The following is a 21,493-nucleotide window of genomic DNA, read 5'->3' as shown; positions in this document are numbered from 1 at the left end:
GCGCGCGGGGGATGGGTGCGCGGCATTGTACCAGATCGGCGCGGCGCGGGCCGCACCGGGTGCCCGGCCTAGGCCGGCGCGCCTTCTCGTACCAGTGCGCGCATCACCGCGCCGATCGACTGCTCCCCCGCCGGACTCAGCGCCTGCCGCGGCGTCTTGCCCTCGCGCCGCAGATGGTGCTCGACCAGGATCGCGCGCAGATACTGCCGGCTGTGTTCGGGGTGCGTGTTCATGTCGCTCATCAGGTAGTGGAAGCGGTCGGCGAACTCCCGCTCCGCAAGGCAGGGCGCGAACACGCCGCGCTCCAGCGCGTCCTGCAGTCGCGCGAAGAACGCGCGCTGGCCGGCGTGCAGCTCCGGCGCGGCATAGAACTTCCAGGCATGCTCGAGGTCATGGATGAAAAAGGCGAAGGCATCGGCCTTGTGCATCACCGGCAGGTGGACGCGCGACGCGTCGGTGATGACCGTGACCGGGCGCCGGCCGGCCACCTGCAGGCGCAGCACCTCGCGCGGCGAGGGGATGTCCTCGCGCAGGACGAGCGGCCAGGCGCCGCGCAGCCACTGCGCCAGTGTCAGCGGCACATTGCCGATCACGCCGCGGAACTGATAGCGCTCGAACAGCGGGATCAAATTGGTCTTGAGCGCCGCGTCCGCCGGTTGCGCCAGCAACGCGAGACAGGCGTCCCGGTCCGGCCGCGCATCCGCGCGCGAGCGCCGCGCCGCGAACCCCGCCCCGTGCCGCGCGATCTGCCAGGACAGAAAATACAGCCCGGCAAACACCGCCGCCTCGACCTCCCCGGCCCGCCACCCCACCACCACCCGCGTAAAATCCGGGACAGATCTATTTTCCATAACCGCCAATCCCATGACGCCGGGGACAGATTTATTTTCCACGATTCCAGTCCAATTCGAGTCCAATTTGGGGACAGATTTATGTATTTCCGATCTGGAGATGCTGTATCAGGAGGATAAAATTTGAAGTCCTGCCCCGTGGCTGGAATCGAAATAATAAATCTGTCCCCAATATCACTTTCTGGTTAATTCCAATGTTTAGGTCTTGATCGCGCGCACGCCGTCGCCGTGGGGCTCTGCATTGAAACCGGCCTTTCGCAGGCGCTTCGCGACCTCCTGCGGCACATCTCGTCCGGAGGTCAGCCTGTTCGGCGAGCCGGTGTAGTGGAACAGCCGACCGTTGCGCCTGATCACCCGCGCCAACTGATCATAGAACGCCTGCGAGTAGAGTTCGCCGGCGATGCCGACGCGCGGCGGGTCGTGCAGTATCGCGTCGAAAGAGGCGCTGGCCAGGCCCATGATCCGCTCGGTGATATCGCCGTATTCAAGCGTCAAGGCACCCTCCGCCACGGGCGACCAGGGATTGAGGCTGCGCAACCAGAGCACCTCCGGATTTTTCTCGAAAGAATAAATCCGCTCGGCGCCACCCCGCACGCAGCAGGCGGCGAAATAACCGAGCCCACCGCAGGTATCGAGGACGACCTTGCCACGCGGCTCGATCCATGCCACCTTTCGCTCGGCGTCCTCGTAGGGCGAGAGCTGCGCCGTCGGCAGCATCTTGATGCCGTCGATCTCGAAGGTCGGCGGCCCCCACTCCGTCGGCACCAGTTTGATCAGGGCATCGGTGTAGCGGGCGACGGGGGCGAACCCGGCGCCATCCCAGAAATAGATCGTACGTTCCTTGCAGCGCACAAGGTAAGGATAGCGCCGCCCTTCCCACTGCCAGCCCTCTGGATCGAGCTGGACAGTGACCATCGTGCGGCCAAGGTCGAGCGAACACTCGACGGAGGATACACCGGCACGCGCCGCCTTGGTCAGCTGCGTATGTTCCTTCAGTGTGAGTAATGGTCCGGTCATAGTCGCGAGCAAAAAAGAAGAGCCGTTAACGCAGGAGAGATGTATTTTTCCGGTCCCGGGACGGTAACAGATCTCAATCTGTCCCAACGGGTGAAAAATAAATCTGTCCCCAATATTACTTTCCTACTACTATACCCGTAGCCTGTCCGGATTGTCCGGATCGGCGCCCGCCGCATGACACGACCCACTTCACGACAACCATCTCGTAGCAGCGCCTCCGGGGTCAGCCTGGCACGGGCCCTGTCCAAGCTGGGCGTCGCCTCGCGCACGGAGGCGGCCGTGCTGATCGAGGCGGGCCGCGTCACGGTCAATGGACGCCCCGCGCCTGACCCGAAACAACGCGTCGACATGGGACGCGACACCCTGGCGCTCGATGGCCGGCGACTGTCCGCGCAGCCACGACGTTATCTCGCGCTGAACAAACCGCGCGGCCTGATCACCACCGCGCGTGACGAGCGTGACCGGCCCACGGTCTATCAATGCCTGAGCGACGACGATCGCCGGCTCTCGCCGGTCGGCCGTCTCGATAAGGCCAGCGAAGGTCTGCTGCTGTTCACCAACGACACCCGCTGGGCACACGTGATCCTCGATCCGGCGCGTCATCTCCCCAAGACCTATCACGTACAGCTCGATCGCGTTCCCGCGGCGCCCGAACTCGCACGCCTGCGCACGGGTATCGAGATCGAACCCGGCCTCGTCACCCGACCGGCGCAGGTGGAAATCCTGCGCAGCGGCGGCAAGACCTGCTGGCTGGAAGTCACCCTGCACGAGGGACTGAACCGCCAGATCCGGCGCATGATCGAGGCCATCGACGCGCAGGTGCTACGCCTGGTGCGCGTCCGCATCGGCCCGATCGAACTCGGCGACCTCGCCAAGGGCGCGTCCCGCCCGCTCACCCCGACCGAACTCTCCGCACTCCGCGATAGCGCCGACTGATTCGAGGACAGAAGCATCATCCCAACCGCCAATCCAATGACGTTGGGGACAGATTTATTTTTTCCCCCTGGTTGCGCCGATGGGATGGGGAGAATAATTCGAGATCAAACCCCTGTACGACCAGACGCAAAAATAAATCTGTCCCCAACGTCAGGTACCTGACGCACAATGGATCCGAGGCAGTTATTCCACTTCAGATCGTGGCGGCCGGCCTGGGGAGCGCGCCCCGATACGCCGCCCGAGTATCTCTTCCGCCCTGGCGACGAACGCCTCCGCACCGGTCAACTGATTGCGCCGTACCGCGGTGCGAATGATGCCCCACTCATCATGCGGAATGGCGGCGCGCAGAAACTGCCAGTAATTGACCTGACGCTGCCGGATCGAGGCGCCCAGCGCGAGATAACAGGGGTCGTCGTCCAGCCAGGGACACGCTTCCACGCCCAATCGATGGCGGCAACTCGACCAGGGATAATCCTCCGGTGACGCTACGATGCACGCGCGCACCGGATTCAGCTCGATGTAGCGCACGCAGGCGAGCAGATATTCATCCCGGTCGACCGGACTCGATTTATAGCGGCTTTCCCATAATGTACCCGTGCGCTGATAGATATGATTGAAATGGCGCGTCTGGCGGCCGGCGAGCCGTTTCATCAAGCGGCCGATAGCCATCGCATCCTCGCCCGGACCCAGCAGCAGATGAACATGGTTGGTCATCAGGCACCAGGCATACACCTTGACGCCGAAGGCGCGCTTGAACTCCGCCAGCGTCTCAAGGTAGCGCTCATAGTCGCGCCGCGCGGTGAAAACGATCCGGCGATTATGCCCACGCTGGACAATATGATGGGGATAATGCGGTAACAGGACCCTGCCTGTCCGTGGCATAGCGTATCTCCTTGCCATCCGTGGCGACGTGAGACAACCCGAGCGTACCCGATCCCCCGTAAAAAATAAATCTGTCCCCGATCTGGGGACAGATTTATTTATTGAAGCCCGTTTATAGCAGTAGCCGCTTCCCGGCGAGGGTCGGGACCTTGTCGGTGCGGGTCTCGATCTTGAGATAACTGAGCAGACGCACGCAACCCTCGTGGTGCAGCGTCTGATGTATGGCGGCGACTGCCGCAAGGATATCCGTCAATTCGCCCTCGATGTTCGTGCCGGACGCGTGCGGCTCGAGCACGAAGTCATAGGTCTTCAGCACGGCCATCACGCGAGTGATTTCAGCGCGCACCGAGACTCCCCGCCCGACCGGGACAACCTGCAATTCTGCCGCAGCTCTCATGGCCCCCCGCCTATACGATACGGTTCAATAAATGGGGACAGATTTATTTATTTCATGTCGAATCCGCAGCTCAGGTAGGCTGTATGGCCGATCTGCGAGCATGCATAGCATCAGAAATAAATAAATCTGTCCCCGACGTCAGCGAATTGACGTTTATCATAAATAAATCTGTCCCGGATTTCCTCCCGGGGAGCTACGTTGGCAGGGCTGTTGTTACCAGTTACGGTGTTGGTACCAAAGGGTTTACGGGTATCATGTGGCAAAAAACAAAGGGTCAGCCATGCACATGCTCAAGTTCCCGCTCGTACTGATCGCGGCCTGTTGCGCGCTTACCGCGCCGCTCGCCGGCGCGGCCACCTATGCCGTCACGAATACCACTGACGGCGATCCCGGTTCGTTCCGCGCCCGGGTCGCCGAGGCGAACGCGAACCCCGGTCCCGACACGATCACCTTCAACGTGACCGGTACGATCAACATCGATACGCCGATCAATATCACCGATGACCTCATCATAGACGGCCCCGGGATCACCAGCCTGACCCTGAACAGCCGGGTCACGACCGGCTTCGACGCCCTGCTGCTCGACTCCGGTTCGCGGAGCGACCTGGACCTGGAGATCAGCGACCTGACTCTGCAGCAAGGCGCAAGCTCGACCCGACGCCTGATCCGGGCGGATACTCAGGGAAGCATGACGATCAGGAATGCCATCCTGGTCGGCAATGGCAACGAGATCCTCGCCAGCAGCGGCGGCGCCGTCGCCGCCGAAGGCACCGATGTCGTGCTGGAAAACTGCGAGATCCGCAATTTCGCCACGACCTACCGTGGCGCCGGCGTGCTGGTGCGCGCCACCGGCACCGAAACCGCGAACCTGAGCGTCGACAACTGCCTGTTCGAGGACAACGCCACGCGCGGGGATTCCGGAGACACCGTCGCCACCAAAGTCGGCGGCGCGATTGCGGCGGAGCGCGTCGACGCGACCGCCAGTGCCGCCATGGAGGTCGTCAGCAGCAGCTTTATCGGCAATACCAGCACCCAGGGGGGCGGCGCGATCTACAGCAACGATGCGGTCACTTTCGACGGCAGCTATTTCGCCGGGAACAGCGTCAGCGGCGGATTCGGCGGCGCGATCTATCTGGATTCAAACTCCGGCGCCGGAGCCTCGCTGTCGAACAGCGTCGTGTCCGGAAATACCGCCACCAGCGGGGGCGGCCTGTACCTGATCGTCCGCAGCATAGAAATCGACAACACGACGTTTTCCGCCAATCAGGCTGCAACGGGCGGCGCACTGTTTCACTTCATCATCGGGACAGTCGATATCGTCAACAGCACCTTCTCCGCCAACACGGCCACCGTGGAAGGCGGCGCGCTGTACATCGAACCCACCGGCCCGGGCGCGACCGATCTCAATATGCTTAACGTCACGATCACCGGCAACAGCGCGCCGAGCGGCGGCGGCATCGTCAACGATGCGGACGAGGCCGTCATCACCGCGGTCAACACGGTCATCGCCGGCAACTCCGCCGGTTCCGGCGCCGAGGTCGCCGGCGCGATCCGCGTTAGCTACAGCCTGATCGGCGCGGCCGCCGGCGACACCGACGGGGCCACGATCACCGAGCTGTCAGCCGGCACCAGCCTGTTCAATACCAACCCGCTGCTCGAATCCCTCACCGACAACGGCGGCCAGCATGTCGGACGCAACGGGGCATTCCCGATGCCAACGCATGACCTGCGGGTCGACAGCCCGCTGATCGCAGCAGGCGATCTGTCGGCAAGCTTCATCGGACTTTCCCTGCCCGCCACCGACCAGCGCGGCACGGGCTTCCCGCGCATCCGCAACGGCGGGCTCGAGATCGGTGCGATCGAATTCGGGGCCGGCCTCGGCGGCGGCGGTGGTGGCGCCATCCATGCGTTGGGACTGATAATCCTCGCCCTCTTTGCCGGTCTCACCCGGCGACGCGGCGCACGACAAAACGTGTAGATCGAGCCTCCCGCGCGGCCCATGACGCGCCCCTGCCCGGGGACAGATTTATTTTTCTTGTCAGATCTTCGGCGCAACCTGGCTTCAGAGCCAGCCTCCAGGCATGAGCAGTATCAGAAATAAATAAAATAAATAAATCTGTCCCCGACGCCGGTGGATTGACGCTGTTTCGTGCGACCGGAGGCTGTTAATCCTCGTGGTTCACCAGATCCAGGTCCCTGCGGTAGACCTGCGACTCGATCTCGACCAGCCCCAGCATGGTGTGAAACAGGTTGTCATGGGTGTATTCGTGTGCGGCGTGCGCGCGCAGGGCCGCGCGGTCGACGTGGTAGCTATCGCCGAACCACAGGATCATCGGCACATGCGTCTGCGCCTCGGGCGCCATGACCATCGGGATGCCGTGCAGGTACAGACCCTTCTCGCCCAGTGACTCGCCGTGATCGCTCACGTACATCATAGCGGTCTCGAAGCGGTCGGTGTTCTGCTTGAGCAGCCCGATCACCCGGGACAGGAAGTAATCCGTGTACAGGATCGCGTTGTCATAGGCGTTTCCGATCTCTTCCCCGCTGCACTGATCGAGCTCGTTGGTGGCGCACACGGGCGTAAAACGCTCGAATTCCCTGGGGTAGCGTTTGTAATACGCCGGCCCATGATTGCCCATCTGATGCAACACGATGACGATATCGCCCTGCGGAATACCATCGATATACTCCTGCAATCCCGCCAGCATGCCCACGTCGCGGCATTCGACGTCGCAGACCGGATTGTTCTCGCCGGTCTTGAAATTCTCGTACGGTACGCGCAGGGCCACGCCCTTCGAATCCGAGTTGTTGTCGCGCCACAGCACATTCACGCCGGCATGCGTCAGCACATCGAGCAGGTTTTCGTGGTGCGCGTGCTCCGCCTCGGACCCGGCATAGCCGCTGAGCGAAAACATGCAGGGCACCGACACCGCCGTTGAAGTGCCACAGGAGTGTACCTGGCTGAAGTAGATGACATCCTCCCGCGCCAGCAGCGGATTGGTGTCGCGGGCATAACCGTTGAGCGAAAAATGATCGGCGCGCGCGGATTCTCCGACTACCAGTACGACCAGCTCACGATCCTGGTCGGTGGCCGGGATCTCGGCGTCCGTGCCTACCGGAACGACGGGGCCCTCCGGGCCGCGCATGGCGGCGGCGAGATATTTCCCAGCGGAATAGAGGTAATAGGCCGGGTTGGCGTAAAAGCGCACCGTCTTGTGTTCGCGGATCAAGCTGCTATAGGTCTTGCCGAAGGCGAGCACCATGGCCACGATGGTGAGCACCGCAACGGAGATGAGCTTCAGCCGTGACAGCAATTCCGCGCGGAATGGGCGCGCGTCGATCTTCACCCGATAGACCAGCAACGACGGGACTATTCCCAGCAGCACGAGATATATCAGCAGCCTGACGCTGAACAGGTCCATTGACTCGTCGACGTCGGTCTCCACGAGATTCTGAATCATCTCGTCGCTGATCACGACATCGTAGGCATCCATGAAGTACGCCGTCAGCGCCGACGCCAGCAGCACGATGACCAGCATGGGCTTGACGATGGGCCGCCACGCGACCAGCCCGAGCAACACCGTGTTCCAGGCCGTGAGCAGGATAAACAGGCTGGCGATAAACGCCGGGTTTCCCTGCGGCGGGTAAAATTCCGCGGCGTGGCGGAAGAAGGACAGATTGAAAAACACGGACAGCAGCAGGGCGGTCGCGAGGATCAACCGGTTGGTGCTCATCATCGGCGCATGTCTCACTACGGCCTCGCCCCCGGCTGAAGGTCGGAAATTCGGTGAATGCGGGATCGACCGCCGCACAGCGGACCGGCACAGGGCCATTGCCCGGGAGCACTGCCCCGCCATTCCAGGACCCGAGCCGGAGGGATGAAATGAGGCCCTGTTGTAGCACAACTCGTCCAGACCGGGAAGGAGACGTCACGCCTTCCGCCACAAAGAAGGCGGTGCCTATTTGGGGACAGATTTATTTTTTTCGCCCCTGACCGGCTGCGAAGGACCGGTATTTCCATCGGTCCGGCTACATGGGCCATCGGAATTAAATAAATCTGTCCCCAACGTCAGGGGATTGGCGGCCACTGAATAAATCTGTCCCCAATCAGGGGGCGATCAGGAAGGGTATGCCCTGGGCGGTGAGGAAGGCGCGGGCGTCGGGGCCGTGCAGGATGGCGAAGGTCGCGAGCATGCCGGCCTCCATGCAGGTGGGGCCGGCGACGGTGACGGCGCCCGGCGCGCCCTCCACCGGCCAGCCCGTGCGCGGATCGAGGATATGGCCATAGCGGCGACCGTCCCGTTGCAGGAAGCGCCGCGCGTCCCCGCTGGTGGCGATGCCGCCCTGGCGGACCTTCAGTTGCGCCAGCACGGAAGGGCCCGCCGCGCGCGGGTCCTCGATGCCGACGTTCCACAAGGTGCCGTCGCGGCGCGGTCCGTCCACGAACAGGTCGCCGCCGAAATTGATGATGAACCCGCGCGCGCCCTGCGCGCGCGCGACGCCCGCCGCCCGGTCCACCGCGTATTCCTTGCCGATGCCGCCGAAATCGATCTCCATCCCCGCCGGCAGCCGCAGCAACGGCCGCCGCCAGTCGACCTTGTCCCAGCCGACGTGCCGCAGCACCTCGGCGACGCGTTCCGGCGCCGGCAGACGGTCGCTGCCGTCGAAGCGCCAGGCGCGGCGCAGCACCCCCGAAGTAATATCGAAACGGCCGTCACTGAGCCGGTGACACACGGCCGCGTACTCGAGCAGATCGGCCGTTTCGGCATCGACCTCGACAGCCGCGCCCGCGGCGCAATTGATCCGGGAAAGCAGATTGTCGTCACGATAGCGGCTGAACTTGGCCTCGATGCGCCAGGCCTCATCGGCAACCGCGCGCAGCAACTCTTCAGCCGCCGCCTGACTATCGGTCTCGACCAGCAGCTCACAGTCACTGGCCATGGCCGCGAAACGGCCGCGCCAGTAACCGTCCTCGCGCGTCAGCCGCGGCGCATCGCGCATGAGATCCCCACTCAGAAACGGGCGAAGTAGTTCAGCTGTATGATAACCGCCTCGAGATCCGGATACAGGTCGAAGTTGTTCTGAATGCCGATCGCGTCGGCGGGATGGCTGTTGCCGGTCTGCACCATGCGCTCCAGCAGCAGGCTCCACTCGCTGTCCTCACCGTCCGCGCGCCCGAACTTCAGCCCCACCGTCGTGCTGTCCATCTCGGCCAGGCGATAGTCGGCGCTGACCTCGGACGGGATCCCCGCGGATTCCGGCAGGCTGTGACGATAAAAGTCGGCCGCGGTCTGACTGTAACGGCGTCCGTACGGCGCCGCGAAATAGCCGCGCCCGAGCTCCAGCCGGTAAGTCATGTCGACGGTGGTCGAACGCACGCCCCAGTCATCGGTGAAATAGCGGTAAGAGACGCGGAAGACGTCTTCGGGCAGGTGATAGACCCACTTCAGGTAAAGGACGTTCGCCAGGCGGTTGCCGGGACGACTCTCGTAGATGTAATCGGTGGTCGCGCCGCCGGCGTCGATCAGGCTGACGACCTTGTACGGATCATTCAGATACCCGTCACGATAGCTGAGCGTATAGTTCAGCTGCAACAGGGAACGCGGACTCAGCACCTGGGTCACGCCGACCATCGCGTCGAGGATCAGCTTGGTCTCGCCGTTCAGAAGATCTCCCCCGCCGCCTTCGCCGCCCTCACCCTCGCCTTCGTCATCCTCGCCGCCACCTTCGCCCGAATTGTTGGACACCGTACTGAGCCGCTGGAGCGCCGTCGGCGTCCCGCCGGTCGGCGAGACCATGTCGAGACCGGCGCCGAGACCGGCGCTCCAGGTCCGGAGCCGGTCCGCGGTATCCCACTGCCGCGTGTAGCTGCCGCCCAGGGACAGGTAGTCGGATTCCACCGAGCCGGTGAGCCCGGTGATATGCCGTTCGGTGCGGCTGTCCGGCGTCTCCCAGTCGACGCCGAGCGCAACACGGGCATCCGAGAAGTCCACGGTCGGAAAGGTATTGGGCGCCACCGTATACGTCTTGCTGCCGGACGCGCCGGTGAAGGTCTGCGCGGTATTGGTCGTGGTGGCGCCGTTGGGCGAGGCCCCGGTCATGACATCGACGGTGCCGTGCACAGTGACGCTGGCATCGTCGCCGAGATCCTTCTTCGCCGAAAAGGTCGGCTCGACGACGTCGACGCGGTCCTTCTCGGAGTAGAACAGCACCGCGCTGTCGAGATCCCAGACCTCGGCGGAAGCCGCGTCCGCCTGGCCCGACGCGGAGGCGAGCAATCCGCACGTCGCGAGGGTCAGGGCACCACGGATGTTTTCGTGGCGACCGGACATCAGTTGCACCCGCAGCCGCCGCCGCCGACGCCCTGACCGCCGAAGGCGGCCTCCTTGCTGAAGTAGATGTGCTCTTCCAGCGCGCTCTGGACCGGGTTCGGCGTCAATTGCATCTTGCGTTCGGCGAGCTGGCCGCGCTCCCAGGGCTTGACCGTGGAACAGCCGGCGCAGAGGACTGTCAGGCCCAGGATCAGTGCGATCGCCGGCGCCGCCTTCATCGCGGCGCCCCGCTTACTTGCGCGCCAGTAGCGCGCGGATCTGCGTCTCGACATCGGCAAGCTCGCTCTCGCGAAAACCGAGATGCTCGGCATGGATGCGCCCCTCGCGGTCGACCAGATAGGAGGTCGGCATCCCGGTCACGCCGTAGGCCTCGGCGATATCGCCCTGCGGGTTGTAGGCCACGGTGAATCGCGCCGGATAACGGGCCAGGAATTTCTCGCCCAGCGCGCGCTCGCTGTCGAGATTGATGGCGATGACCTTGAGGCCCTGCGCCTTGTAGCGGTCCTGCAGGTCGCTCATCCACGGAAAGGATTTCCGGCAGGGACCGCACCAGGACGCCCAGAAGTCCACGTAGATCACCTGACCGCGGAATTGCGACAGCGCGATCTCGCCATGATCGGTCGGCAGGGTGAAATCCGGCGCCGCCCGCTCTTCCGAGGCAGACACCAGTCCGCACAGCGCAAGCAACATGGCCAGCAGCCAGACACGGTGCTTCATACGGGAGATCGATTCATACATAAATTCTGCCGGACCCTGTCCTGATAAACGAATCGGCGGGGATTATGGTTCCCTGCCGCAGTGAAACAGCGTCCAGTGTACCGCCACAGGCTGCCCGATACCTTAATGCTGGATTAAGGACTCATGCCGTGATGCGTTCGAATTATCAGAAATAAAATCGGGGACAGTCTAATTAATTGGAACAACCGCCGATTAAGCAGACCGTCCCCGATTCAGTCGCCGGACAGCGCGGCCACCAGTGCGAGATCACCCGGGCGCACGGAGTCGAGCCTGAATTTTTTCGCCGCGGCCAGCATGCGCGTGAGTCCGGCGGCAAGCGTCATGGGCGGCGCGGTGTCGCCCTTCTTCGCGCGGAGAAAGCGCACCGGATTGATGCGCGCGACAACATAGGCGCGCAGATAGGGTGATTTGAAACCGCGCGCCTGCAGGCCCTGGATGAGGCGTTTCACCTCGGCGTCGATCTCCAGCAGACGGGAGGCGACGCCCTCACGCTGGCGCAGGCTCGCCGGCAGCGTCCGGTCGCCGAAGCGATCGAGCTTCTTCAGAAACGGACTGTAGGCGCCGCCCGCGAAGCGCGGCTGCTGCTCGTAGACGATGCCGAGCGTGATCAGTTCGGGCGCCTCGAACTCGGCCTGGTAGTCGGATTCCCGGGCGCGCGGCCGGCGCGTGGCGAGGTTGCGCGCCATGCGGATGACCTCCAGGCTGCGATCCTTCAGGTTGTGCGCCTTCTCGGTGTTGAGCGCAAGGATGCGGAACGCGAGATCCTCGTCGGGCGAGACCAGCGCGGTGATCTGGCGCAGGCCCAGCACCTTGGCCGCCGCCAGCCGGTGGCGCCCGTTCGGCGTCCACAGGCGGCCGTCCTGGCCGCGCACGACGATGATCGGATCCAGAAACGACGCGGACTCTTCGATCTTGGCCGCGAGGCGTTTGGTGTGGGTCGGCGACAGGTCGCGCTGGAACGGTGTCGGCTGTACCGCGTTGAGGGGGAGCGTCGCGAGCAGCAGCGGCCGTCCCGACAGCGGCTCGCGATACGCCCCGATCGCGGCGCCGCCGGCGGCCGCCACTTCGGCGGCGAGCGGCGCCACTTCAGGCGCATCGGCCGTCAGCACGATGTCGCCGGCCTGCAGGCCGCGCTTGTCCTTGCGCGGCGTGAGCCGCTTGCGCGACGGGGCCTTGCCCGCCTTCTTTTTCGGTTTCTTCATGCGACCGTCGGGAACCGCCCGGAAACGACACCGCGCAGGGTGCTACTCATCCAGCAACTCCACCTCCGCCGCCCCCGTCGCCGCGTCGATGTCGAAACGCACCACGCAGTATTCGTTGTTCTCGTTGACGGGCGTCGGGTCATCGGCACAGGCGCAGCCGGTCAGGATCGAGCGGTAGAACATCCCGACCTTGGCGTGGATGACGCCGGTGGCGTCGGACGTGTTGATCACCATCGCGTTCAGCGTCCCGTCGAGCACGTGACTGCCGACGGACAGCGCGCGATACAGCGGCAGCTGGGCATAGTCCAGCCGCTCGACCTCGTGCTTGAGCGCATCGTTGAAGCCCGGGGTGCCCCAGGCGTGCAGCGCGCGTGTCAGTCGAATCGTCATGGCTCACCCTGTCGCAACGTGCAGAATGGCTACCACAGATCCCGGTCCGGATATTCTGGCAGAGTTGCCGCGCAAGGGAAAATCCTGCCTGCCTCTCGTGCCCGGCTTACGGTATAATCGCGGCTCCTGAACTCGGGGATGTGCGATGACACCTGGCAGACGCGGATGGGCGATCATACTGCTGGCGGCCACGGCCCTGGCGGCCTGCAGCACCGATGCGTCGCAGGCGACCTGGCTGCACGGCACCTGGACGCTCACCTACAACCCCGGCAACGACAGCCAGGACGTGCTGACCTTCCGCCCGAACGGCAAGGTCGAGATCCGCACCTCCGACGCGCGCCGCATCGACGGGACCTACCACCTGAAAGACCAGACCCTGCTCCTGCTGCTGGAAGGCCGCACCGGCGTCATCGACGCCCAGTTCGAAATCTCCCCCGACCACACCCGCCTGATCTACCCCTCCGGCGCCTACTACACCCGTAAAGACGCCTCATGACCCCCCGCCCCCGCCAATCCCATGACGTCGGGGACAGATTTATTTATTGCCAATTTGTTTATTGCTCCGAAGGCCCTCTCCTTACACGCGCGAATCATGCCGGTCACCCTGGACAGACAGACCGTTGAGCGCGACTGGGCCGCGCGTGGCTTCAGCTGCGATATCTGGACCGATCCGCCGGGACAGGTCTGGCGTGATTACGTGCATGACACCGACGAACTGCTGATGCTGATCGACGGCGAGATCGAGATCCGCCTCGGTGGAAAGACCCTGCGCCCGGCCGTCGGCGAAGAGATCTTCATCCCCGCCCATGCCCCGCACACCGTCACCAACACCGGCACGGTGACCAACCACTGGTACTACGGCTACCACTCTCTCTGAATCCCCAAATTGGGGACAGATTTATTTAAACGTCAATCCAATGACGTCGGGGACAGATTTATTTTTCATATTGTTCAATGCCGCATGAAGATATTTCTCGCACCGACGCAAAAATAATCTGCCCCGGATAACTTCCGGATTACAACAATAATTTCTCGGATAATTTCAATAAACACGATATGTTAACGAGCCACTCAGAAACGCGACCTGAGTCAGGCTAGCGCGAATCGGTACCTCCAACAATAAATTGAGCTCCTTCGTAACTGCCCTGAAACAAGGAAATACGCTTGCCTGTCATGCGAAATACTTCGTTATCGAGCTTAAGATAACCGGGATTGGAACGTTCATACGCATAGGCCGTTCCCAAGACGATGGTGCGCGTCGATCCCGCTCCGATTACCTGCGAGGCATGGTTCCCAGAAACGAGCACGGCGTCCAAACGGGCACCCGGTTCCGCAACAACACGCCACAGCACCGGCTCATATGAGCTCAACACCAGCACGACAGGCTTCTCGGAACGGCGCACTCGAACATCCACGTTTGTAGTCTTTCTCGGTTCCCGCGGGCGTGCGCCTTCCCCTCCGCCCTGATACACTCCGATCGCCTCGATTTTTGCATCATGAGGGATATCGAGCATCGGCTTGACGGGAATACTCGCGGGCTCCGTCCAAACCACAATGGGCCGACTCCCCGTGGCACTATAGGCCTGCTGCCGATCGAAATCTTCCAGCTTCTTTTGATTAACTCTCATATTTGCATCAGATATGAAACTTTTGATGTCGACCGGTTCTGCTGATGGCGGGTCGTCAAACACAACCACTCTGTTCCGGCTAATTGCGACCAAACTGTTTAATGCAGGTATATACAGGTATTGAACCGATATCAGATCATCCTTGTCGATCAGCGCAAACGACCGATCCTGGATCGAGTAATAGTAGTGCTGATTATCACTGGCAGATACATCCCGGATAAACCCGTTGATGATGATCTTATCCGGATCCGGCGTCGCAGACATTCGCATGATGTTGAATGGCGCCAGCGGTATATCCTCTCTCTCGAATGAGTCGGTCGCGACAATATGCAGGGAATCTCGTCCGGCGATATAGGTAACTTCATCTGAAGTCAGGCACCAGAGCCCGGAGGACAGCCGGTCAGACAGGGCTACGTCAGCAAGCAGTTTCATCGACGGCGCCTCGCCACTCCACTTTACCTCCACCCTTGACAAGCCCTGGGTTGTACTGATGAGAAAACTCTTGTTGTCACCGTCGGGAACAATCCGCAATATAGACCCAAGCACTCCCGCAAACGGCGCCTCCTTGCCGGTTACCAGATCGATCAGGACGTATTGCTGATTGTCTTCTCTGCGATACAGTGCACCCCGCTCTCCGAACCAGTGGAAATTCCGGACGCCAACACCTGGCAGGGAGACAACAATGTCTCCGGTATCACTACGTCGGATTAGCAACTGTTCATTATTTCCGATAGTAAACAATCGGCCATTCGCGGAAATCTCCCCGCCTCGCATCTTGGTTTCGTTTATTTCCTTGAATATCGTATCTCCCGTCTCCAGATCGAAGATCTGGATACCCTTATTCAAGGTCACCAGCATGACCCCGGCCTGAGACGCCGGATACACCCATTGAATAGACTCATCGGCGACATAAAATTTCTGATGGGAATCCGCGATAGGCCTGATCGGCTGTTCAGCCAGGATCATGCTGACACGCAGGAATCCTAACCATCTGGCGAGTTCAATATCCTTCTCATTAAAGCACGAACGGTCGTGAAGCTCTTTGCGTATCTCCTCATCACTTGTGTGCCAGGAGGGTGTATATCCATTGGAACATGTAAGCGCACGCACCTTGAGACGCTTTGTGAGCTCATCCTCGATCACTTTCCTGCGTTCAGGACCAGCATACTCGATGGCCTCGGACATCGACCTTTCGATATCACTGGCCATGGGGATCGCGGCGTTGATCCTTTCCTCAGAGTCCTGCAACAGTGATTCGCAGCCACTCAACAGCAGCCCCACAAAAGCGATCATGCCCAGCTTGAACATTTTCAGATCCACCCCAGCCGGATTTCATAAATCTTCCCTGACCAATAAATCCCATGAACGGAACTAATACTTCCGGGCTATACCCGATATCGAACATGCCTAAAATTAGCGACCCGGATTTCAGGTTCTTTATCACGCCAAGGCAAAACATCAGCAACAAGCCGGCGTAATCAGGGCCGGATTGAAAAGCCTGACTCCGCTCAGGTGCGCTTATTTCGGCTTGTCTTTCAGAAGTGCCTGGAGATCGGCGAAGGGGTTGAAGGTGGCGTTTGTTCCCTTTGCATTACGGGTGGATGTATTTCCCCGTTGCGCCTCGAGCTGGCGCTGGTGTTCGTTATCGTGGCAGTACAGGCACAGCAGTTCCCAGTTGCTCCCGTCCGGGGGATTGTTGTCGTGGTTGTGGTCGCGATGGTGCACGGTCAGCTCGCTCAGACCCTTGCCTTCGAACGCGCGCCCGCAGCGCCCGCAGACATGCGGATACATCTTCAGCGCCTGCTCGCGGTAACCCAGCTCACGGCGGTCCCGCGCCTTGTGCGCCTCGCCCACCAGCTTGTCCAGCCTGTCGGTGTCGGTCTTCATCCTGCCACCATCCTAACGCCGTTCCCTGCTGATTCTCAATGGGTTTGAGCACGTCCGCAACTGTGGCACACGGCGCTCCGGCCGCTCACGGCGGATGATATCGGCATGATTAATCGGGATGATGGAATTACAATAAACGACCAGAATCCATTCGAGTTCATGCGCCATCTGTCATGCTGACACGATTTCTCGAGGCCTTGCCTCCCACGCCGCGCCGCTGGCTGAACATCCTGATCGCCGCCGGGCGCAACTGGAGTGCCGTGCGGGCGGTCTCCCATGCCGCGGCGCTGAGCTTCTATACGCTGTTCTCGATGGCGCCGATCATGATCGTGGTCGTGACGATCGTCGGCCTCGTGCTGGGGGAACGCGCCGCCCACGGTGAACTGACGGCGCAACTGCAGGAGGTGCTGGGCCCCCGGGCCGCCGGGGTGATCAACACGGCAGTGGCCAACTCGCGGATCGACCAGAGCGGCATCTGGCCGACGCTGTTCGGCGCCGGTGCAATCATCGTCGGCGCCACGAGCGTCTTCGCCAAGATGCAGCACGCCCTGAACGTGATCTGGGGTGTCGCACCGCGCCCCTCGCGCAGCAGTCTGTGGCTGTTCATCAAGACGCGCCTGCTGTCGCTGGCGATCATCCTGGCGATCGGCTTCGTCCTGCTGGTATCGCTGCTGTTGAGCATTGCAGTGCAGATCGTCGCGACGTTCGCCTCCCAGTGGCTGCCGGTCACCCCCGAAGTCATGACACTGCTGGAGACCGGCACCTCGCTGATGGTCATCACGCTGCTGTTCGCCGCGATCTTCAAGATCCTGCCCGATGTCGTGCTGACCTGGCGCGACGTACTCCCGGGCGCCTTTGTCACCGCGTTGCTGTTCACCGCCGGCCGCTATCTGATCGCGCTCTACCTGGCCCATTCCGCCACTGCCTCCACCTATGGCGCGGCCGGTTCACTGGTATTACTGCTGTTATGGGTGTATTACTCGTCACTGATCCTGTTCTACGGCGCCGCCCTGACCCGCGCGCACATCGAGGCCGACGGGCGGCCAATCACGCCGAGGAACACCGCCGTCATCGTCCAGCGACAACTGCTCGACGAATGAGCCCTAGGTAATTTGGGTAATTTGGGGACAGATTTATTTTTTCCGATTTATTTATTTCGGAAAAAATAAATCTGTCCCCAACGTCATTGGTTTGACGTTGGGGACGGCTGGGGGATTACTCGCCGGTGCTGACGATGCCGCCGTTGGGGAGGAAGACGGCGCTGGTGGTGCCGTCGGAAAAGCCGCTGGAGCCGAGGATGCGCGACTGCCAGCTGTTGCTCGGGTTGTCGTTCGACCGGGCGGCGAGCTGCGCCAGGTTCCACAGCGGTGCGCCGCCCTCAAATCCGGCCAGCCCCTGCGCCGTGATGAAGTAGCGGCCCGGCATGATCGGACCGGTGATGCGCTGCAGGGCCAGCGCGTCGTACAAGTGCAGTTCGCGGCCGTTGACGAAGATCTGGGTCTCGCCGTCCGACGCGTCCGCCGGCAAGGGTCCGCCGAGATCGAGCCCCGGCGCGATGAATCCGAGCGTCGGCCCGCCCCGCACGCCCCAGGCGCCGAGCACCGCGTCGTACCAGTAGTCGGCATCGCCGATACCAATATGATAGGCGGCCTCGAGCCGGGCGAGTTCATCGTCACTCAATCTTTTGCCGTTGATCAGGACATTGCGCCCGCCGGTTTCAGCCGGCGCCATGGCGCCCTGCGACGCGGATCCCGTTCCCTCAGACATATCATCAGTCAAACGACGGAACGTCAACCGGTCGCCCACGCCGTCCGCGCCGATCTCGAGGATCAGCGCATCGCCCTGCATCACCGCGGTCAGCGGCACGCTGTTGGTGCCCTGCCCCGCCGTGCCGGTGAAACCCGCGCCGTTGCGCGTCGCCGACAGCGGCATGACGGACACGCCTTCTCCGAACGAGCCGCTGACCTCGCCCGTCTGTGATTCACTCAAGGTGAGCGTGACCGAGGGCTCTTCGATCGCGGCGTACTGGCCGTCCAGCCCCCCTGCGTGGCACAGGCCTGCCAGCATCAATGCGCCACAAGCGGCCGTCCAGACAGTTACGCGGTTCATTTGATCAACCTCCGGTTGTGCTCGAAACGAAGGGGGCAGATTTAAATCTGTCCCCACACTATCGAGGGGACGGACTTAAGTCCGTCCCCGATCGACCCTTACATCGGGGACAGATTTCAAATCTGTCCCCTTGCGCTGAAGTTAAATCTGTCCCCAATCCCTGTCCAACGTAAACTGTCCCCATTATTTCTTGAACAGATCGTTCAGCTTCTCGCGCGCGGCGTCTTCCGGGTTTCGGGGTTCCGATGCAGGTGATCCAGTGCCGCCGAACAGGGCGTCCAGCTGGCGGCGCGATTCCCCGGCCTGACCTGACGGCGGGGCGAAGGCGTCCGGCCGGATCTGGAAATAGCCGCAGAAGTTGGCGCGCTCCTTGTCGGCGACGGCGTCCGCCACCGGTTCACGGCACTGCTGGGCGGAGCGCGGGTCGTAGTAGCGGCACATGCGGCAGACATGCAGCTGTGCGCGGCAGGACGAGCATTCGGCGAGGCGCGCCAGCGGCAACAGCAGCTCCGGCTGCGCCGCGCCGCATTTCCAGCAGACATAGGTATCCGGCGGCATGATGTTCCCGGCTTCAACTGGAACGGGGACGGACTTAAGTCCGTCCCCAACCTTGCTACAGAAGTATGGGGACAGATTTATAAATCTGTCCCCAAGGCTGGCTTGCCCCCAACGCAGTCCCCCGACAGCGAAAACGGGGACAGACTGGAAGTCTGTCCCCAGTCTTAATAGATGCTACTCCTTCTTCGTCGATCCGTTGACGAAGGTGATGTCGATACCGATCAGCCGGTTGATGAAGCCGATCAGTGACGACGTGTCCTTGGGTGACGACGTCATCGTGATCACATCGCTCCCCTCGGGCACCAGATCCATCGCGCGCTGCTGCGTATCGCCGCCGGGGATCTGCAGAAACAGGATATTAAAGTTCTCGGCGTGCGCGGAGTACGAATCTCCCGTCGTCCGCACACCGGAGCACGCGGCAAGCGCGCACACGGCCAGGCTGGCCACCAGCCATTTCATCATCATTGCTTCCCTCCCCGTCGGTTGATCACGATCCTGCCGCGCAGGATTTCTGCTTCCTTCGTCGCACCGCCTGTTCGGATGCCGACTCCAGACACCGCTTGCATCAACTCTGCCGTCTGAGTCGGGAGCGACGGTAGGGGACAGATTTGCAAATCTGTCCCCGATCCCGAACTGTCCCCGGCTCCGGCATCTACAGGCATCGATTGTAAGTCCGTTTGCCTGCGTTCGGCTATCTGAATCGGCGCCAGAAGCTCGGGGGCTTACGGCGACCTTGAGAGCGAAATCGGGGACAGCGACATTAAAATCGGGGACAGATTTATAAATCTGTCCCCAAACCTGGCACGGGGACGGACTGGAAAATTAGAACGGGGACGGATTTCAAATCCGTCCCCTTGGCCGCTGCTCCGGCATTGTCGGGTAGGGGACAGACTTAAGTCTGTCCCCGCATTAAGCCTAAACCAGACCGGGGACGGACTTAAGTCCGTCCCCTGACTAACCAGCCTCGCGCGCCATCCGCAGCGTCAGCACGGCATCGATGCCGGGGCGGGCCGTGTTTCGGACCGGGATCTCGCAGTGCCACCCGCCGTCCCGGGCGCTCACCGCGGCCACGCGGCCGGCGCGGTTGGCGCCGTTCTCATTGTCCCAGCCGTATTTGACGCGCACCGCGCCGGCCTTTTCCCAGTCCACCAGCAGGTTCAGCTTGTCGCGGAACAGGTAGGCGCCGTCGTAGTGATCGTCGAAAAAGTGATCGCCCCCGACGACATACTCCGGCACGAGCACACGCAGATCCACCGAGAAGCCCATGTAACGGCTGTTCTTGTGGATCAGCGCCTCGGACAAATAGGTGCTGAACAGCGTCAACCCCTTCTGCTCCCCCACCACCTCGTCGTATTTCGCGAAGATCGCCGAGGCCTCGTCCTGCGTGCGCCGGTGCAGGTCCCAGCGGAAGTCCCGCACGCGCACGATCACCTCCACGTGATAGGACGCCCGCACCTTTTTGCCTTTCTTCTTCGCCGTCTCGATCTTCGGTGGCAGCGTGAAGTCCTTCACGTGCAGCACACCGTACACCGCCATGTCGCCGAAGAAGAACCGCCTCAGGTTCTGGTACCCCTCCTCGGAATTGACGATGCCGAAATGCCCGGAATGGGCGCGATGCACGAAGGCGCGCGGGCCGTCCTTCACGTAGGCGTTCCGGATCAGCACCAGTCCGTCGCTCATCGGCCCGACCGCCAGCCGCGACAGGCCGTAGGCCGCCGCATAATCGCGCTCGTTGGTGCCGACCAGCGAGAAGAAACGGCCGGGATCGAACTTGCCGGCCAGGCTGTGCACCGGTTCGCCGGCCGGCAACTTCAGGTACTCGCGCATGCGCGCCTCGCTGAAGTTCTCGCTGTTGTTGACCTGCACGAAGCGCGGGATGTTGCCGAGCAGGCGCACATCGATGCCACCGTGCGGCGTCGCGTAGGTGAAGACCTTCTCGACCGCGACCGGGTCCTGCTCGCCGGCGCGGGTGTTCTGCAGCCAGCAGCGCACGACCAGCCCGCCCATCGAATGAGCCACCAGATAGACGCGGAACTCCCGCCGCGCCTGCGCATCATCGCCGCAGATGCGCTCACGCATGTCGCGCAGGAAATCGCCCAGGCCATCGGCGAAGATCTCGATCTCCGGCCGCTTTCCGTCGCCGAGGTCGCGCGAGACCTGCTCGTAATAGCGGTACACCCAGATCGTCTTCCACGGAATCGGCGGATCGCCGCTCAGTTCCACGCCGTCGGAGAAGGCATCGGTATACCCGTAATCCTTCATCAGTCGGATCAGCGGCGACTCGAAGATATGGCGCTGGATATCGCCCGTCCAGCGCTGGCGCAGCTTGGTGCTGCCGAGGTTGAAGCCCATGTACGGATCGGCGACCGTGTCCTCGACCTCGGCCTGGGTCATCGCGTAGCCGCGCACATAGACGATCGGATAGTACGGGTGATGCGACATCACGACCTCCTCGGTCACTCCGGACCATCGTCAACCGGCGTTACGGAACAGGGTCATCGCGCGCGCCGCGCGAGACAACACTGCCGCTGCCCCAATATAATGCCCGACACGATTCCCGATTCCC

Annotated in this window: 22 protein-coding genes; 5 read left to right on the top strand and 17 right to left on the bottom strand. The window is 62.2% G+C overall.

What is annotated here, in order from left to right; genetic code table 11:
- Positions 1-68 precede the first annotated feature (68 nt).
- Entirely contained in the window at positions 69-851 is a 783-nt protein-coding gene (locus tag IPM20_00825; protein MBK9130175.1) for a hypothetical protein, read from the bottom strand.
- A gap of 198 nt (positions 852-1,049) precedes the next feature.
- The gene (locus tag IPM20_00820; GenBank protein ID MBK9130174.1) at positions 1,050-1,868 is read right to left on the bottom strand and encodes an SAM-dependent methyltransferase; all 819 of its coding nucleotides are present in this window, start codon (positions 1,866-1,868) and stop codon (positions 1,050-1,052) included.
- Between the two features lie 174 nt (positions 1,869-2,042).
- On the opposite strand from IPM20_00820, the gene IPM20_00815 reads away from it, so the two are divergent.
- Positions 2,043-2,804, top strand: a complete 762-nt coding sequence (locus IPM20_00815) for an rRNA pseudouridine synthase (GenBank protein MBK9130173.1) — start codon at positions 2,043-2,045, stop codon at positions 2,802-2,804.
- Between the two features lie 183 nt (positions 2,805-2,987).
- On the opposite strand, the gene IPM20_00810 is transcribed toward IPM20_00815, so the two are convergent.
- Both IPM20_00810 and IPM20_00805 read right to left on the bottom strand, forming a co-directional pair.
- Positions 2,988-3,686 carry a transposase gene (locus tag IPM20_00810; protein ID MBK9130172.1) on the bottom strand — a complete coding sequence of 233 codons (699 nt, stop codon included), beginning with the start codon at positions 3,684-3,686 and terminating at the stop codon, positions 2,988-2,990.
- Positions 3,687-3,798: 112 nt separating this feature from the next.
- Positions 3,799-4,083: an MTH1187 family thiamine-binding protein gene (locus tag IPM20_00805; protein MBK9130171.1), complete on the bottom strand. Its 285-nt coding sequence runs from the start codon at positions 4,081-4,083 to the stop codon at positions 3,799-3,801.
- Between the two features lie 280 nt (positions 4,084-4,363).
- Between IPM20_00805 and IPM20_00800 the strand changes: the two genes are divergently transcribed.
- Positions 4,364-6,061 (top strand): hypothetical protein, encoded by a 1,698-nt coding sequence (locus tag IPM20_00800; protein ID MBK9130170.1) that lies wholly within the window; start codon positions 4,364-4,366, stop codon positions 6,059-6,061.
- Between the two features lie 187 nt (positions 6,062-6,248).
- On the opposite strand, the gene IPM20_00795 is transcribed toward IPM20_00800, so the two are convergent.
- The 7 genes from IPM20_00795 to IPM20_00765 form a co-directional block, all read right to left on the bottom strand.
- A complete protein-coding gene (locus tag IPM20_00795; protein ID MBK9130169.1) occupies positions 6,249-7,820 on the bottom strand; it encodes a phosphoethanolamine--lipid A transferase in 1,572 nt (523 codons plus the stop codon).
- A 370-nt stretch (positions 7,821-8,190) separates the two neighbouring features.
- A complete protein-coding gene (locus tag IPM20_00790) occupies positions 8,191-9,084 on the bottom strand; it encodes an FAD:protein FMN transferase (protein ID MBK9130168.1) in 894 nt (297 codons plus the stop codon).
- Between the two features lie 11 nt (positions 9,085-9,095).
- On the bottom strand, positions 9,096-10,415 hold the full coding sequence (locus tag IPM20_00785; GenBank protein MBK9130167.1) for a DUF3570 domain-containing protein: 1,320 nt from the start codon (positions 10,413-10,415) through the stop codon (positions 9,096-9,098).
- Positions 10,415-10,633, bottom strand: a complete 219-nt coding sequence (locus tag IPM20_00780) for a DUF4266 domain-containing protein (GenBank protein MBK9130166.1) — start codon at positions 10,631-10,633, stop codon at positions 10,415-10,417. The genes IPM20_00785 and IPM20_00780 overlap by 1 nt, the downstream gene beginning before the upstream one ends.
- Positions 10,634-10,646: 13 nt before the next feature.
- Entirely contained in the window at positions 10,647-11,132 is a 486-nt protein-coding gene (locus IPM20_00775) for a TlpA family protein disulfide reductase (GenBank protein MBK9130165.1), read from the bottom strand.
- Positions 11,133-11,365: 233 nt separating this feature from the next.
- Entirely contained in the window at positions 11,366-12,355 is a 990-nt protein-coding gene (locus tag IPM20_00770) for a ParB N-terminal domain-containing protein (protein ID MBK9130164.1), read from the bottom strand.
- A 42-nt stretch (positions 12,356-12,397) separates the two neighbouring features.
- Positions 12,398-12,745 (bottom strand): hypothetical protein, encoded by a 348-nt coding sequence (locus IPM20_00765; protein ID MBK9130163.1) that lies wholly within the window; start codon positions 12,743-12,745, stop codon positions 12,398-12,400.
- Positions 12,746-12,890: 145 nt separating this feature from the next.
- On the opposite strand from IPM20_00765, the gene IPM20_00760 reads away from it, so the two are divergent.
- Positions 12,891-13,241 (top strand): hypothetical protein, encoded by a 351-nt coding sequence (locus tag IPM20_00760; GenBank protein MBK9130162.1) that lies wholly within the window; start codon positions 12,891-12,893, stop codon positions 13,239-13,241.
- 108 nt (positions 13,242-13,349) lie between these two features.
- Positions 13,350-13,622 carry a cupin domain-containing protein gene (locus IPM20_00755; protein MBK9130161.1) on the top strand — a complete coding sequence of 91 codons (273 nt, stop codon included), beginning with the start codon at positions 13,350-13,352 and terminating at the stop codon, positions 13,620-13,622.
- A gap of 217 nt (positions 13,623-13,839) precedes the next feature.
- Here IPM20_00755 and IPM20_00750 read toward each other — a convergent pair whose 3' ends face one another.
- The gene (locus tag IPM20_00750) at positions 13,840-15,681 is read right to left on the bottom strand and encodes a hypothetical protein (protein ID MBK9130160.1); all 1,842 of its coding nucleotides are present in this window, start codon (positions 15,679-15,681) and stop codon (positions 13,840-13,842) included.
- Positions 15,682-15,891: 210 nt separating this feature from the next.
- The gene (locus tag IPM20_00745) at positions 15,892-16,260 is read right to left on the bottom strand and encodes an HNH nuclease family protein (protein MBK9130159.1); all 369 of its coding nucleotides are present in this window, start codon (positions 16,258-16,260) and stop codon (positions 15,892-15,894) included.
- A gap of 173 nt (positions 16,261-16,433) precedes the next feature.
- On the opposite strand from IPM20_00745, the gene IPM20_00740 reads away from it, so the two are divergent.
- On the top strand, positions 16,434-17,360 hold the full coding sequence (locus tag IPM20_00740; GenBank protein ID MBK9130158.1) for a YihY/virulence factor BrkB family protein: 927 nt from the start codon (positions 16,434-16,436) through the stop codon (positions 17,358-17,360).
- A gap of 115 nt (positions 17,361-17,475) precedes the next feature.
- Here the strand turns inward: IPM20_00740 and IPM20_00735 are convergent, their stop codons facing one another.
- The 4 genes from IPM20_00735 to IPM20_00720 form a co-directional block, all read right to left on the bottom strand.
- Entirely contained in the window at positions 17,476-18,369 is an 894-nt protein-coding gene (locus IPM20_00735) for a hypothetical protein (protein ID MBK9130157.1), read from the bottom strand.
- A 183-nt stretch (positions 18,370-18,552) separates the two neighbouring features.
- Positions 18,553-18,927 (bottom strand): hypothetical protein, encoded by a 375-nt coding sequence (locus IPM20_00730; protein MBK9130156.1) that lies wholly within the window; start codon positions 18,925-18,927, stop codon positions 18,553-18,555.
- 174 nt (positions 18,928-19,101) lie between these two features.
- Positions 19,102-19,386: a tRNA modification GTPase gene (locus IPM20_00725; protein MBK9130155.1), complete on the bottom strand. Its 285-nt coding sequence runs from the start codon at positions 19,384-19,386 to the stop codon at positions 19,102-19,104.
- Between the two features lie 495 nt (positions 19,387-19,881).
- On the bottom strand, positions 19,882-21,387 hold the full coding sequence (locus IPM20_00720) for a hypothetical protein (protein MBK9130154.1): 1,506 nt from the start codon (positions 21,385-21,387) through the stop codon (positions 19,882-19,884).
- Positions 21,388-21,493: the final 106 nt, after the last annotated feature.

It is taken from the genome of Gammaproteobacteria bacterium (assembly GCA_016716465.1).
Classification (GTDB): Bacteria; Pseudomonadota; Gammaproteobacteria; order SZUA-140; family SZUA-140; genus JADJWH01.
The sequence above is the reverse complement of the archived record's forward strand: the minus strand, read 5'-3'. Positions and strand labels throughout refer to the sequence as shown.

Excerpts from the sequence above, each read along its gene's own strand:
- IPM20_00825 (MBK9130175.1), bottom strand. The coding sequence starts at position 851 with ATGGAAAATAGATCTGTCCCGGATTTTACGCGGGTGGTGGTGGGGTGG.
- IPM20_00820 (MBK9130174.1), bottom strand. The coding sequence starts at position 1,868 with ATGACCGGACCATTACTCACACTGAAGGAACATACGCAGCTGACCAAG.
- IPM20_00815 (MBK9130173.1), top strand. The coding sequence starts at position 2,043 with ATGACACGACCCACTTCACGACAACCATCTCGTAGCAGCGCCTCCGGG.
- IPM20_00810 (MBK9130172.1), bottom strand. The coding sequence starts at position 3,686 with ATGCCACGGACAGGCAGGGTCCTGTTACCGCATTATCCCCATCATATT.
- IPM20_00805 (MBK9130171.1), bottom strand. The coding sequence starts at position 4,083 with ATGAGAGCTGCGGCAGAATTGCAGGTTGTCCCGGTCGGGCGGGGAGTC.
- IPM20_00800 (MBK9130170.1), top strand. The coding sequence starts at position 4,364 with ATGCACATGCTCAAGTTCCCGCTCGTACTGATCGCGGCCTGTTGCGCG.
- IPM20_00795 (MBK9130169.1), bottom strand. The coding sequence starts at position 7,820 with ATGATGAGCACCAACCGGTTGATCCTCGCGACCGCCCTGCTGCTGTCC.
- IPM20_00790 (MBK9130168.1), bottom strand. The coding sequence starts at position 9,084 with ATGCGCGATGCGCCGCGGCTGACGCGCGAGGACGGTTACTGGCGCGGC.
- IPM20_00785 (MBK9130167.1), bottom strand. The coding sequence starts at position 10,415 with ATGTCCGGTCGCCACGAAAACATCCGTGGTGCCCTGACCCTCGCGACG.
- IPM20_00780 (MBK9130166.1), bottom strand. The coding sequence starts at position 10,633 with ATGAAGGCGGCGCCGGCGATCGCACTGATCCTGGGCCTGACAGTCCTC.
- IPM20_00775 (MBK9130165.1), bottom strand. The coding sequence starts at position 11,132 with ATGAAGCACCGTGTCTGGCTGCTGGCCATGTTGCTTGCGCTGTGCGGA.
- IPM20_00770 (MBK9130164.1), bottom strand. The coding sequence starts at position 12,355 with ATGAAGAAACCGAAAAAGAAGGCGGGCAAGGCCCCGTCGCGCAAGCGG.
- IPM20_00765 (MBK9130163.1), bottom strand. The coding sequence starts at position 12,745 with ATGACGATTCGACTGACACGCGCGCTGCACGCCTGGGGCACCCCGGGC.
- IPM20_00760 (MBK9130162.1), top strand. The coding sequence starts at position 12,891 with ATGACACCTGGCAGACGCGGATGGGCGATCATACTGCTGGCGGCCACG.
- IPM20_00750 (MBK9130160.1), bottom strand. The coding sequence starts at position 15,681 with ATGTTCAAGCTGGGCATGATCGCTTTTGTGGGGCTGCTGTTGAGTGGC.
- IPM20_00745 (MBK9130159.1), bottom strand. The coding sequence starts at position 16,260 with ATGAAGACCGACACCGACAGGCTGGACAAGCTGGTGGGCGAGGCGCAC.
- IPM20_00740 (MBK9130158.1), top strand. The coding sequence starts at position 16,434 with ATGCTGACACGATTTCTCGAGGCCTTGCCTCCCACGCCGCGCCGCTGG.
- IPM20_00735 (MBK9130157.1), bottom strand. The coding sequence starts at position 18,369 with ATGAACCGCGTAACTGTCTGGACGGCCGCTTGTGGCGCATTGATGCTG.
- IPM20_00730 (MBK9130156.1), bottom strand. The coding sequence starts at position 18,927 with ATGCCGCCGGATACCTATGTCTGCTGGAAATGCGGCGCGGCGCAGCCG.
- IPM20_00725 (MBK9130155.1), bottom strand. The coding sequence starts at position 19,386 with ATGAAATGGCTGGTGGCCAGCCTGGCCGTGTGCGCGCTTGCCGCGTGC.